Origin of the sequence: Qipengyuania flava (genome assembly GCF_011762005.1) — a bacterium.
Lineage (GTDB): Bacteria > Pseudomonadota > Alphaproteobacteria > Sphingomonadales > Sphingomonadaceae > Qipengyuania > Qipengyuania flava.
The window spans coordinates 359,542-372,164 of the sequence record NZ_JAASQU010000003.1 but is presented as its reverse complement, the minus strand read 5'-3'; the positions used below and the strand labels follow the sequence as shown (position 1 = coordinate 372,164).

Annotated in this window: 10 protein-coding genes; 2 read left to right on the top strand and 8 right to left on the bottom strand. The window is 65.0% G+C overall.

Annotated features, from left to right (window positions below; all coding sequences use genetic code 11):
* Positions 1 to 31 precede the first annotated feature (31 nt).
* From FHS69_RS12230 to gluQRS, 4 genes are all read right to left on the bottom strand, one after another.
* Positions 32 to 904 (bottom strand): 3-hydroxyacyl-CoA dehydrogenase NAD-binding domain-containing protein, encoded by an 873-nt coding sequence (locus tag FHS69_RS12230; protein WP_166777899.1) that lies wholly within the window; start codon positions 902 to 904, stop codon positions 32 to 34.
* A 71-nt stretch (positions 905 to 975) separates the two neighbouring features.
* The gene (locus tag FHS69_RS12225) at positions 976 to 1,554 is read right to left on the bottom strand and encodes a cob(I)yrinic acid a,c-diamide adenosyltransferase (protein WP_166777898.1); all 579 of its coding nucleotides are present in this window, start codon (positions 1,552 to 1,554) and stop codon (positions 976 to 978) included.
* Between the two features lie 21 nt (positions 1,555 to 1,575).
* On the bottom strand, positions 1,576 to 1,806 hold the full coding sequence (locus tag FHS69_RS12220) for an HIG1 domain-containing protein (RefSeq protein ID WP_166777897.1): 231 nt from the start codon (positions 1,804 to 1,806) through the stop codon (positions 1,576 to 1,578).
* A 12-nt stretch (positions 1,807 to 1,818) separates the two neighbouring features.
* The gene (gene gluQRS / locus FHS69_RS12215; protein WP_166777896.1) at positions 1,819 to 2,649 is read right to left on the bottom strand and encodes a tRNA glutamyl-Q(34) synthetase GluQRS; all 831 of its coding nucleotides are present in this window, start codon (positions 2,647 to 2,649) and stop codon (positions 1,819 to 1,821) included.
* A gap of 153 nt (positions 2,650 to 2,802) precedes the next feature.
* Here gluQRS and FHS69_RS12210 point away from each other — a divergent pair, with 153 nt between their 5' ends.
* A complete protein-coding gene (locus FHS69_RS12210) occupies positions 2,803 to 3,393 on the top strand; it encodes an HNH endonuclease (RefSeq protein WP_172603214.1) in 591 nt (196 codons plus the stop codon).
* A gap of 31 nt (positions 3,394 to 3,424) precedes the next feature.
* Here FHS69_RS12210 and FHS69_RS12205 read toward each other — a convergent pair whose 3' ends face one another.
* Positions 3,425 to 4,357, bottom strand: a complete 933-nt coding sequence (locus FHS69_RS12205) for a 5'-nucleotidase, lipoprotein e(P4) family (protein ID WP_166777895.1) — start codon at positions 4,355 to 4,357, stop codon at positions 3,425 to 3,427.
* A gap of 516 nt (positions 4,358 to 4,873) precedes the next feature.
* Between FHS69_RS12205 and FHS69_RS12200 the strand changes: the two genes are divergently transcribed.
* Positions 4,874 to 7,201 (top strand): CDC48 family AAA ATPase, encoded by a 2,328-nt coding sequence (locus FHS69_RS12200; RefSeq protein ID WP_130585548.1) that lies wholly within the window; start codon positions 4,874 to 4,876, stop codon positions 7,199 to 7,201.
* A gap of 40 nt (positions 7,202 to 7,241) precedes the next feature.
* Here FHS69_RS12200 and FHS69_RS12195 read toward each other — a convergent pair whose 3' ends face one another.
* From FHS69_RS12195 to polA, 3 genes are read right to left on the bottom strand one after another with little or no spacing between them, the layout of a single operon-like run.
* Positions 7,242 to 8,330 (bottom strand): mechanosensitive ion channel family protein, encoded by a 1,089-nt coding sequence (locus tag FHS69_RS12195; protein ID WP_166777894.1) that lies wholly within the window; start codon positions 8,328 to 8,330, stop codon positions 7,242 to 7,244.
* A 38-nt stretch (positions 8,331 to 8,368) separates the two neighbouring features.
* Positions 8,369 to 9,601 carry a sensor histidine kinase gene (locus FHS69_RS12190; protein ID WP_166777893.1) on the bottom strand — a complete coding sequence of 411 codons (1,233 nt, stop codon included), beginning with the start codon at positions 9,599 to 9,601 and terminating at the stop codon, positions 8,369 to 8,371.
* Between the two features lie 44 nt (positions 9,602 to 9,645).
* Positions 9,646 to 12,480 (bottom strand): DNA polymerase I, encoded by a 2,835-nt coding sequence (polA, locus tag FHS69_RS12185; protein ID WP_166777892.1) that lies wholly within the window; start codon positions 12,478 to 12,480, stop codon positions 9,646 to 9,648.
* Positions 12,481 to 12,623 lie beyond the last annotated feature (143 nt).

Sequence of the window (12,623 nt, the reverse complement as noted above, 5' to 3'; positions counted from 1 at the left end):
AAGCGGCCGACGCCCTACCGCACTCAGCAGATTACCTGGTCGGGACCGGCTGTTCGCCCGAATAGTCGTAGAAGCCGCGACCGGTCTTGCGGCCCAGCCAGCCCGCCTCGACATATTTCACCAAGAGCGGTGCAGGGCGATACTTGGCGTCGCGGGTGGTCTTGTAGAGCACCATGATGATGTCGAGACAGGTATCCAGCCCGACGAAATCGGCCAATTGCAGCGGCCCCATCGGATGGTTGAGACCAAGGCGGCACCCCTTGTCGATATCCTCGATATCGGCGGTCGACTGGCCGAGTACGAAGATGGCTTCGTTGATCATCGGCAGCAGGATGCGGTTGACCACGAAACCCGGCTCGTCCTGCGACAGGACCACTTCCTTGCCCAGGCTTTCGGCGAAAGCGGTCGTGCGATCGGTGGTCGCCTGTGCGGTCGCGAGACCCGGGATCACCTCGATCAGCTTCATCACCGGAACCGGATTGAAGAAGTGCAGGCCGATGAAGCGCGCCGGATCGGGCGCATAATTGGCCATGCGGGTGATCGGGATCGAACTGGTGTTCGAAGCCATGATCGCGTCGGGCGCCAGCATCTCGCCCGCCTTGCCGAAGATCGCCTGCTTGATCTCTTCCTTTTCGGTGGCGGCCTCGATGATGAGGCTCGCGTCCTTCATCGGCGCATAGTCGCCCACCGGTGTGATTCTCGCGAGCGTGGCCTCCGCGTCGGCGATCTCCAGCTTACCCTTGCCGACCAGCTTACCCAGCGCCTTGTCGATCGACTTGTGCGCCTGCTCGGCGACATCGAGACTGACGTCGGCCAGCAATACGTCCATACCGTGCGCGGCGACGGTCTGCGCAATGCCCGAGCCCATTTGGCCCGCACCGATGATGGCGACCGTTTTGTTCATCTGGGTATCCTTTCGCAAGTGCAGCAAGGCGTGTGCACTAGCGAAGGCGTGGCGCGCTGGCTAGCGCCCGCTTAGCGGTTTGCGCCGGGGACCCATTTGATATCGCTGCGCCCGCCATCGTTAGCCGTGCGAGCGAGCACAAAGAGATAGTCGGAGAGGCGGTTGATGTAAGCCAGCGCCTGCGGGTTGGTGCGCAATTGCTCGGCCATGGCGGTCATGGCGCGTTCGGCGCGACGGGTCGCGGCGCGGGCGACGTGCAGACGCGCAGAAGCCTCGCTTCCACCGGGAAGAACAAAGCTGGTCAGCGGTTCGAGGTTTGCGTTGGCCGCATCGATCGCCTGTTCGAGCCAAGCGGTCTGGGCCGCAACCATGCGCAGGACCATCTCCGACGGCGCGAAATCGTCATCCTCTGTCGCGGGCGTCGCGAGATCCGCGCCCAGATCGAACAGGTCGTTCTGGATCCGGAAAAGCTGCTGTGCATGCTCGTTGTCGCCAAGGATCGCTGCGGCAAGCCCCAGCGCGCTGTTGGCTTCGTCAACCGCGCCAATCGCTTCCATCCGCACGTCGTGCTTGGGCAGGCGCGATCCGTCGACAAGGCCGGTGGTGCCAGCATCGCCCGTACGCGTGTAGATCTTGTTGAGCTTGACCAAACCCGCAGTTCCGCCCGGCCTCTAGCTGGCCACCGCGAGGATGATCGCGACCACCACCACCGCCAGCGCCTGATACTTGATGCGCGCGAACATCATCTTGTTCTGCAGCAATTGCATGTCGGTCGCGTCGGTCTGCTCACCGCTTTCCAGGTCGATCTTCGTGCTTTTCAGGAAGGCAACGATCCCGCGCACGAGCGAGGCGACCACAAGAACCATGAGGATGACGAGGAGAATGGTGAGGAATGTTGTCATAGCCCGGCTGATCTAGGCGCTCGCGAGCGAAATGCCAGACGGAAATCGGTGCAAGCGGAGTTGCTGGGCAAGCAACAGTCCGTCCTCCCCGGCGCCGCGTCGGTCGGCGAGCGAGGGCGAGCCGCGCCGCTTGGCCAGCTTCCGGCCGCTCTCGTCGAGCAGCAAGGCATGATGATGCCACCGCGGTACCGGAAGGCCGAGCAGCGCCTGCAGCAGGCGATGAATGTGCGTGGCAGGAAACAGGTCCGCCCCTCGCGTCACCAGCGTCACCCCGTCGGACGCATCGTCGAGCGTAGCAGCCAGATGGTAGCTCGCCGGAGCATCCTTGCGCACGATCACCACGTCGCCTGCCTCGCGCGGATCGGCCACCTGCTTTCCCGCCAGCGCGTCCTCCCAGACCAGGTCGCCCGTATCGGCCATTGCCCGATCGACATCGAGCCGCAGCGCGGCGGGCTTCGCGGGATCGAGGCGCGCGCCCTTGCACGTGCCCGGATAGATCGCGCCCTGCGATCCCAGTCGCGGCTCGAGCGCCTCGATTTCGGCCCGCGTACAGGTGCAGGGATAGAGATAGCCGCGTCGCAGCAACCCGCGCGCGGCTTGTTCGTAGCTTTCCAGCCGGGTCGATTGCGCGGGCACTTCTTCCCATTCGAGCCCGAGCCATTCGAGATCCCGACGGAAGGCGTCGGTGAGTTCGGGCCGCGAGCGCGGGCCGTCGATATCCTCGATCCGCAGCAGGAAGCGGCCGCCGGCATCGCGCGCGAGATCATGCGCGAGAATGGCCGAATAGGCGTGGCCCAAGTGCAACGGCCCATTCGGGCTGGGAGCGAAGCGCGTGACGATCATCGCCCGCCTCATCCGCTACGCTCGCGCTGCTGGCAAGTGCGTGGACAGGCTGTGGATAGCCTGTCTGTAACAGTCTTGACGCTTGCCCGTGCAAGTGCATCTTCCATCCCAAGAGATCGGGGAGGACCGCGAGACGTGTTCAAGGCCGAACTGCTGGAACGGGCCGCGAGGTTCCGGAGTACCGAGGAAGACCCGACGCGCAATCTGCAGTCGTGCCCTTCGCTCGTCCTCAACGCGGACTACACCCCGCTGTCCTACTATCCGCTGAGCCTGTGGCCGTGGCAGACCGCGATCAAGGCGATCTTCCTCGACCGGGTCGATGTGATCGAGACCTACGACCGCGAGGTTCATTCTCCCTCGCTCGACATGAAGATCCCCAGCGTGATCGCGCTCAAGCAATATGTGAAGCCGAGCGAGTTTCCCGCCTTCACGCGGTTCAATGTCTTCCTGCGCGACCGGTTCAGTTGCCAGTTCTGCGGCGCGATGAACAATCTGACCTTCGACCACGTCGTGCCGCGCAGGCTGGGCGGGAAGACCACGTGGGAGAACATCGCTACCGCATGTGCGCCCTGCAACATGAAGAAGGGCGGCCGCACCCCGAAACAGGCGGGGATGCAGCTGTACAGCGAACCGATCCGTCCGACGCACTGGCAGTTGCAGCAGCACGGCAAGATGTTCCCGCCCAACTATCTCCACGAAACGTGGCGCGACTGGCTGTACTGGGACATCGAACTGGAAGCCTAGGCGCGGCCGGCCGCGACTCCCGCAACGGCCGCTATTGTTCCATAATCGCGGGTGCGTCGCCGATTTGCGGTCTCCACCGGGTTTCGGGCGGGAAGACCTGGTCGATGGTGCCTTCCTGCCATGCGCCGTAGACCGGGTTGGGCACGAGGAACCAGCCATTGCCCCACAGGCGCGCATAATCGCCGCGGGCAACCATAGCGCGGCGCTGCTGGATCGCGCTTTCGTCCGCATTGAAGACATCGGCGAAATCGCCGAGATTGTCGCCCGCCATCGCGATGACGCAATGCGTCTCCGCGATTCGCGCGCGGCGTCCGTCCTTGCGACCGCCCATCGCATCGTCGCCGCGCAGGAACAGCGTTTCGCGATGGACCGCTCGGCCGACGCCGGCCGCTTCGAGCGCCGCGACCGTGCCTGCGGCCGAACCCGTATCGCGATTGGTGTTGAAGATAACGGTTATGCCTGCCTCGCGCAGGCGACGTATGCCGGTCACCGCGCCGGGTACGGGGGGCGCTATACCCGCGCCCCCGCGTTCCCACTGGCCCCATTCTGCGGGATCGAAACCCTTGCCGCTGAGCGCCTGCCAATATTCGTAACCGGTGTTGAGCAGAACCGTCTCGTCGACATCGAAAACGGCCGCCAACGGCTTCTGTACGCCATCGTCGGATGTGCAGGACGGCGCGCCGATCCCCCCCTCGTAACCGGGCAACCCCATCGGGACTGAGCGCGGGGTGGCGCCTGCGCTAGCCACCGCCACTGCATAATCGGCGATTTGCCGCCAGGTCTGGATCGATGCGGCGGCAGCTTCGCCGGAGCCGTAGAGCCAGCGCATCGTATCGGGCGCATCGCCGCTACTCGCCGCCACCGGGGAAGCGGTTGGCGCCTCCGCAGCGATCGGAGCGCCGGTTGCGGTCGCGCATCCGGCAAGCACGAGGCTTCCGGTGGTGATCAGGGCAAGGCGAATCATGGGGTGGGCTCCGTTGGTCGAGTCGGTTGCGGTTCGGCGTTCCATAGCAGCGAATGCGATCCCGAACCGCCCGCTTCGGAGGAAAGACTCGCTCGGGAGGCGGCAAATTGGGCTGGTCTTCGCCCCGCAGCCGCCCTAGGGCGCGCCTCGATTCCGTGCGCCCGGCTGCGCTGCAAGTGCACAAACCGTCGGATATTGTGCGCTGCAAAAAGAGATCCGCGCCGAGCATGCATTGTAAAGAAATTGAAATACAATGCCTTAGGCGCGCAATGCGAAAGACCGTTGCGCTTTGTGCAATCTAGTTTGTCCTTTTCGCACTTGCACAAAACCGTGCCGTCGAACATATCGGACGTGCCTTTCAGGCATCCTCTCCCAAGACTTCCAAGCCCGGTTGGTTCGCCAGCCGGGCTTTTTTCTTGCCGCTGGACCTTCACGCAGGGCTCGCTCATTGCATCCGATGAGCCCGGTCCCCAATTGGGGCCGCACGACGCGAACAGGTAACGGGAACCCAGCTCAATGGCCGATGCGGACGCTGCAACCACTCCAGATGACACCACTGTTAGGCTGCAGGTTGCAGCGGCGCGGCAGGAAGAAAGCGGACAGGGCATCGCGCGCATGCCGCGTTCCGCATTCCAGGCGCTGGGGATCACCGAGGGCGACCTGGTCGAAATCACCGGCAAGCGCGCGACCGCGGCGGTCGCCATGGCTGCCTACGACGAAGACCAGAGCCTCGATGTCATCCGGCTTGATGGGCTCCAGCGCGGCAATGCCGAAGTCGGGTCGGGCGAACATGTGCGCGTGGCGGTGGCCGAATCGCGGCCCGCGACCCGCGTGGTCTTTGCCCCCGCACAGCGCGAGATGCGGCTGCAGGGTCCGGCACAGGCGCTCAAGCGCAACTTCTTCCGCAAGCCGCTGGTAGCGGGCGACCTCGTGGCGACCACCGGCCAGCAGCCGGTGCAGAACATGCCGCCCGAAGTGCGCCGCATGTTCAACGCGCCCGCCTATGCGCTCACCCAGATCCGGCTGAGCGTCGTGTCGACCAGCCCCAAGGGCATCGTCCATATCGACGAGGATACCGAGGTCGAGCTGCGCGCCGAATTCGAGGCGCCGCGCGATGCGCGCGCAGTGGTCAATTACGACGATGTCGGCGGGATGGAGGAAACCATCCAGCAATTGCGCGAAATGGTTGAACTGCCGCTGCGCTATCCGGAACTGTTCACCCGGCTGGGTGTCGATCCGCCCAAGGGCGTGCTGCTGCACGGACCGCCAGGCACCGGCAAGACGCGGCTCGCGCAAGCGGTCGCTAACGAAAGCGATGCCAATTTCTTCACCATCAACGGACCCGAGATCATGGGTTCGGGCTATGGCGAGAGCGAAAAGGCGCTGCGCGAAGTGTTCGAACAGGCCAGCAAGGACGCGCCCGCCATCGTGTTTATCGACGAGATCGATTCGATCGCCCCCAAGCGCGACCGTGTCCCGGGCGAGGCGGAAAAGCGCCTCGTCGCCCAATTGCTGACACTGATGGACGGGCTCGAGGCGCGTTCGAACCTCGTGGTGATCGCGGCCACCAACCGCCCCGATGCCATCGACGAGGCGCTGCGCCGTCCGGGCCGCTTCGATCGCGAAATCGTGATCGGCGTCCCCGACGAGCAGGGGCGGCGCGAGATCCTCGGCATCCACACGCGCGGCATGCCCTTGGGCGACAGGGTCGATCTCGGCGAACTGGCGCGCGCGACCTATGGCTTCGTCGGCGCCGATATCGCGGCGCTGGCGCGCGAGGCGGCGATCGATGCGGTGCGCCGGATCATGCCCAAGATCGACCTCGACGAGCGTACGATCCCGCCCGAAGTGCTCGACGAGCTCTATGTCGGGCGCGAGGATTTCCTTTCCGCGCTCAAGCGGATCCAGCCTTCGGCAATGCGCGAAGTCATGGTTCAGGTCCCCAAGGTCGGCTGGTCCGACATTGGCGGGGTGGGCGATTCGATCGAGAAGCTCAAGGAAGGCATCGAACTGCCGATGAAGAACCCCGAGGCCTTCCACCGCCTCGGAATCCGACCGGCGAAGGGCTTCCTGCTCTATGGCCCCCCGGGCACGGGCAAGACGCTGCTTGCCAAGGCGGTGGCCAAGGAGGCGAAGGCCAATTTCATCTCGATGAAGAGCTCGGACCTGCTGTCGAAATGGTATGGCGAGAGCGAGCAGCAGATCGCGCGCATGTTCAAGCGCGCCCGCGCGGTTGCGCCCTGCGTCGTCTTCATCGACGAGATCGACAGCCTCGTTCCGGCCCGCGGCAGCGGGCAGGGCGAGCCGCAGGTCACCGGCCGCGTGGTCAACACAATCCTCGCGGAAATGGACGGGCTGGAAGAACTCCAGTCGGTCGTGGTGATCGGCGCGACCAATCGCCCGACGCTGGTTGATCCGGCGCTGCTGCGCCCGGGTCGTTTCGACGAGCTGGTTTATGTCGGTACGCCCGACAAGGCGGGCCGCGAGCAGATCCTCGGTATCCATACCAAGGACATGCCGCTGGCGGCAGATGTCGATCTGGCCGTCGTGGCGGACAAGACCGCGCGCTTTACCGGGGCGGATCTCGAAGACGTAGTGCGTCGTGCGGGCCTCAATGCACTGCACCGCGTGGGCAGCGAGGTGCAGGAGGTTTCCGCGACCGACTTCGCCGAAGCGCTCAAGGACAGCCGGGCGACGGTGACCCCGAAGATGGAAGCCGAATACAAGAAGATGCGCGGCGAATTGAAAAAGCGCGCGGCCGAAGTGCGGCCGATCGGCTTCCTCTACGAGGGCATGGTCGAAAGCACGCGCGACGAGAAGCACGGGCCCGAAACCACCGGCTAGGACCGCAGCCGCGCTCTAGATCCGCCGCTTATGCGACAGGTCAGGGCGCGGCCGGTTCCTCGGCCTTGGGGTGCCCGCCGGGAACCTCGAGACGATGCCTGATCAGCGCATCGGGCTGGTGTTCGCGTAGCCAAGTCAGCATGTGTTCGCGCACCCCGCAGCGCAGAACCCACAGGTCGCCGATGGTTTCCGCGCTCATCGACAGGCGCAGTTCGACGCTCTCGGGATAGGCTTCGGTCATGAGCAGCTGCAGGTTGCGGCCGTCCCACAATTCGTGCGCCTGCACGTAGCGTTCGAATTCGGCGCGGATCGGCTCGACGTCCGCGATCGGATCGAGATGCAGCATCACCGGACCGGTCAGGCGCTCGTCGACGCGCGACCAGTTCTCGAAACTCTCGTCGAGAAAACGGATGGTCGGCACCACCAGCACGCGTTCGTCCCAGGTCCGGATGGTGACGAAGCTCATGCGGATTTCCTCGACCCGGCCAGCCTGGCCATCGACCTTGACGAGATCGCCAATCCGTAGCGGCTGGGTGATCGCCATTTGCAGGCCGCCGATCAGCGACTTGAGTGCCGGCTGCGCGGCGGCACCCACTGCAAGGGCCGCCAGACCGGCCGATGCGAGCAGCGTGGTGCCGACGTCGCGCACGCCGGGGATGTTCAGCATGATCAGCGAAACGGTGACGATGATGATTCCCACCTTCACCGTGCGCGAAAGGATCGCGATCCGCGTCAGCCGCCCGCGCTGCGCGACCGGATCGCTTGCCTCGCTGATCTTCGCTTCGTAGCCGCGGGCCAGCCCGCGCACGATCGCATAGGCCACCCAGCCGATCACCGCGGGAACGAGGAAGCTCGCGAGCATGTCCCAGCCGCGTCCCACCAGCGCGTCGTTTTCTGCGGCGGCGGCGATGGCAAAGGCGATCGTCGCCCAGCGCAGCGGCTTGCGCACCGCTTCGACGACCATGTCGTCGATCGTGCTCTCCGAACTGCGTGCAAGCCGACGCAGCAGCGCGAAAACCACCCAGTGCGCGACCAACGCCAGCAGCACTGCGCTGCCCAGCACGATCAGCGTGTGGATCACACCTTCATACGAAATCGGCCAATTACGCGGGTCGTAGCGGTCCAGCATGCGCTAAAGCCTATGGTGACGCCGGGCCGTCGGCAAGCCTAGTCACCCACCGGCAGCACGATGGTGACGGTCAGCCCGTCCGCATTGAAATCGCGCTCGAATGTGCCGCCGAATTGCCTCGCGGCGCTGGTCATCAGCAAGCTGCCGAAACCCTTGCGATCGGGCAACTCCTCGAGCTCGGCTCCCGTCTCGCGCCATTCCAGCCGCACCGATCCGTCCTGTTCGGTCCAGGTGACATGCACGGTGCCTTCCTTGCGCCATGCGCCATATTTCACCGCATTGGTGGTCAATTCGTGCAGCACGAGCCCCAGCGGGGTGACGCGCTTGGCCGGCAGCATCACGTCGGGGCCTTCGATCTTCGCGGGATGCTTGCTCGACCGATAGGGCGCGAGCGAGGTTTCGACCAGCGCGCGCAGCGAGGCCACCGGCCGTTCGAGCTCGCCCTGGCTGACTTCATGCGCGGTCAGCAGCGCGCGGATTCGCTGCGCAATGCTGTCGGTTACCTCTTTCGCCTCGGGCTTGTCGCGCGCGCTCATCTGCACGATGGCGAGCACCACCGCGAACAGGTTCTTGACCCGGTGGTTAAGTTCGCGCGCCAGCAGGTCGGCACGGTCGCGCGCCTCGCTGACCACCGCTGCCTGCGCGGCCTCGGCCTCGGCCCGCGCCGCCCGCCCGACCAGCCGCGCGCCGGCGAACATAGCCAGGATGAGCAGCACGAACAGCGCGCCCAGCAGCGGCAGTACGCGCGCCTCGGTGCGCGCGGCCTCGGTGCTGAGCTCGGCGAGGATTTCGTTTTCGATGTCCTGCATCTCGGCGATCGCGCGATTGAGGCGCTCCATCGTCTCGACGCCTTCGTCGGTCAGGATCGCGCGGCGTGCATCGAGCAAGCGGCCATCCTCGAGCAATTGAACGCCGCCGGCCATCTCGTCGAACTTGGCACGCGCCAGCGCGTCGATCTGGTCGATCAGCTCGGTCTGGCGTGCGGTCGCATCGTCGCCGATCAGTTCGCGAATGCGCTCGAGCGCGGGATCGATCTGTTCGCGACCGGCCTGGTAGGGCGCGAGATAACGTCGGTCGAGCGTGATCAAATAGCCGCGCTGGCCCGTCTCGCCGCTGAGCGCCGAGCGGCTCACCTGGCGCAGCTCTTCGAGCACCTCTACCGTCCGCCGCACCTGTTCGCGCTGCGCGCGTTCGGCCTCCACCGTCTGGTAGACGAGGAACAGCGTTGCGAACATCGCGGCAGCGATCACGCCGAGCAGCGCGACATTCATCCACTTGGGGTCACGCGTGCGCGCGACGAATTCTTCGATCTCGGTCAGTGTGCGGCTCCCCAGCTTGTGCCCGTGCCGATCTCGACGCCCAGCGGGACGTCGAGTTCGACCGAAGGCTCGGCGGCGCCCGCCATCACCCGTTCGATCACTTCGGATGCCGCGGTTACATCACCCTCGGGCAATTCGAAGACCAGTTCGTCATGGACCTGCAGCAGCATCCGGACATGGCCCAGCCCGGCGGCTTCGAGTGCGGGCATCATCCGCACCATGGCGCGCTTGATGATATCCGCGCTGGTCCCCTGGATCGGCGCATTGATCGCCGCGCGCTCGCTGCCCTGGCGTTCGGCCTGGTTCTTCGAGGAGATGCGCGGGAACCACGTCTTTCGGCCGAAGAGCGTTTCCGAATATCCGCGTTCGCGGACCTGTTCGAGCGTGCGAACGATGTATTTCTGGATGCCCGGGAAGCGCTGAAAATAAGTGTCGATCATCGCTTGCGCCTCGTCGGCCTCGACGCCGAGCCGGCCCGCGAGCCCCCAGCGCGAGATGCCGTAGAGAATGGCGAAATTGATCGTCTTGGCGCGCCCGCGCGTATCGCGGTTGACCTCGCCGAACATTTCCTTCGCGGTGCGGGCGTGGATGTCTTCGCCCTGCGCGAAGGCTTCCTTCAGCGTGGGGACGTCGGCCATATGCGCGGCCAGCCGCAGTTCGATCTGCGAATAGTCGGCGGCGAGCAGGACATTGCCGTCATCGGCGACAAAGGCTTCGCGGATCTGGCGGCCGATCTCGGTGCGGATCGGGATATTCTGCAGGTTCGGTTCGGTCGATGACAGGCGCCCGGTCTGCGCCCCGACCAGGCTGTAGCTGGTGTGCACGCGCCCGGTTTCGGGATTGATCGCCTGCTGCAGCGCGTCGGTATAGGTGCTCTTGAGCTTGGCCAGCTGGCGCCACTCGAGCACCTTGCCGGCGATTTCCGCACCCTCGCCCGAGAGGCGCTCGAGCACGCTCTGGTCGGTCGAATACTGTCCGCTCTTGCCCTTCTTGCCGCCCTTGTAGCCCAAGTTGTCGAACAGAACCTCGCCCAGCTGCTTGGGGCTGCCGACGGTGAACTCGGTGCCAGCGATGGCGTGGATTTCCTTTTCCAGTCGCGCGGTCTCGGTGGCGAATTCTTCCGACAGCTTGGCCAATCGCGTCCGGTCGACCTTGATGCCGTGGCGCTCCATTTGCGCGACCACGGCGACCAGCGCGCGATCGACCCGCTCGTAGATGCGCGTTCCGCCCTCGGTTGCCAGTCGCGGCTTGAGCATCTTGTAAAGCCGCCAGGTTACATCCGCATCTTCCGCCGCATATTCGGTCGCCTTGTCGAGCGGGACCTCGCCGAAGGGGATCGCCTTCTTGCCCGTCCCGCAGAGTTCCTTGAACGTCAGGCAGGTGTGGCCGAGATGGCGTTCGGCAAGTTCGTCCATGCCATGCCCGCCGCCGATGCCGTCGAGCTGGCGGCCGGCATCGAGATCGAAGCTGATGATCATCGTGTCGTCGACGGGTGCGACGACGACGCCGTTGCGGGCCAGCACGTTGAGATCGTATTTGCCGTTGTGGAACACCTTGGTCACGGCATCGCTCGCCAGCATGGGGGCGAGCGCGGCCAGCGCGGCAGCCTTGTCCACCTGCGCCGGGCGTTCGGCGAACATGTCGCTGCCGCCATGTCCCAGCGGGATATAACAGGCATCGTTGGGACCGAGCGCGAGGCTGATGCCAACGAGATCGCATTGCATGCAATCGAGCGAACTGGTCTCGGTATCGACGGCCACCAGCCGGGCATCCTGTGCCCGCGCGACCCAATGCTCCAGCCGCTCGATCGTCTGGACGCATTCATAGGCGCTGCGATCCACCGCGGGGTAATCGGGCAGCGGCTGGCGGTTGCCGTCGCTGGTGGCGGCTGCGCCCGGGGTGTCCTGCTTCGCGGGGTTGAGATCGGTGGCGCGCGAAGGGCTGCCATTGCCCGCTTCGAGCCGCTTGAGCAGGCTGGTGAAGCCATGCTTGCCGAGGAAAGCGGCGAGCGGTTCGGGCGGGACCTCGTCGAGCTTCATGTCCTCGAGCGTGACGGGCAGGCTGCAATCTTCGCGCAGGGTCACCAGAACGCGGCTCAGCTCCGCATCCGCGCGGTGCTCGATCAGCCGTTCCTTGAGCTTGCTCTTCTTCATGCCGTCGGCCGCGTCGAGCGCCGCGGTCAGCCCGCCGTGTTCGGCAATCAGCTTGCTCGCGGTCTTGGGGCCAACCCCGAAGATGCCGGGGATGTTGTCGACCGAATCGCCCATGAGCGCGAGCACGTCACCGACTTTTTCGGGAGTGACGCCGAATTTTTCCTCGACCTCTTCGATGTAGATGCGGGCGTTCTTCATCGTGTCGAGCATGTCGATACGCGCGCCGTTCTCCTCGCCGACGAGCTGCATCAGATCTTTGTCGGAGGACACGATGGTGACGTGCCAGCCCTGCTTTTGCGCCGCGCGCGCATAGGATGCGATCATGTCGTCCGCCTCGACATCGGGTTCCTCGATGCAGGGCAGGCTGAACGCACGCGTGGCATCGCGAATCAGCGGGAATTGCGGCACCAGGTCTTCGGGCGGGGGTGGGCGATTGGCCTTGTACTGATCGTAGATCTCGTTGCGGAAGCTGTGGCTCGACTTGTCGAGAATCACTGCCAGATGGGTCGGGCCATCGGCCTTGTGCAAATCGTCGGCAAGCTTCCACAGCATGGTCGTGTAACCGTAGACAGCGCCGACCGGCGTCCCTTCGGGATCGGTCAGCGGGGGGAGGCGGTGGTAGGCACGGAAGATGTAGGCCGAGCCGTCGACGAGGTAGAGATGCGGTGTTTCACCCATGGCGAAGCGGCTTAGCAACGGCTAGGCGGCTTGCCGAGCGCCTTTTTCCGCTACTTCGCAAACCGCGCAATTCTGCCGAATTGGGCGCAAATGAGGCGAGAATGTGGCGCCATTTGGGCGAATCTGCTTGCGGCGCCCCAATT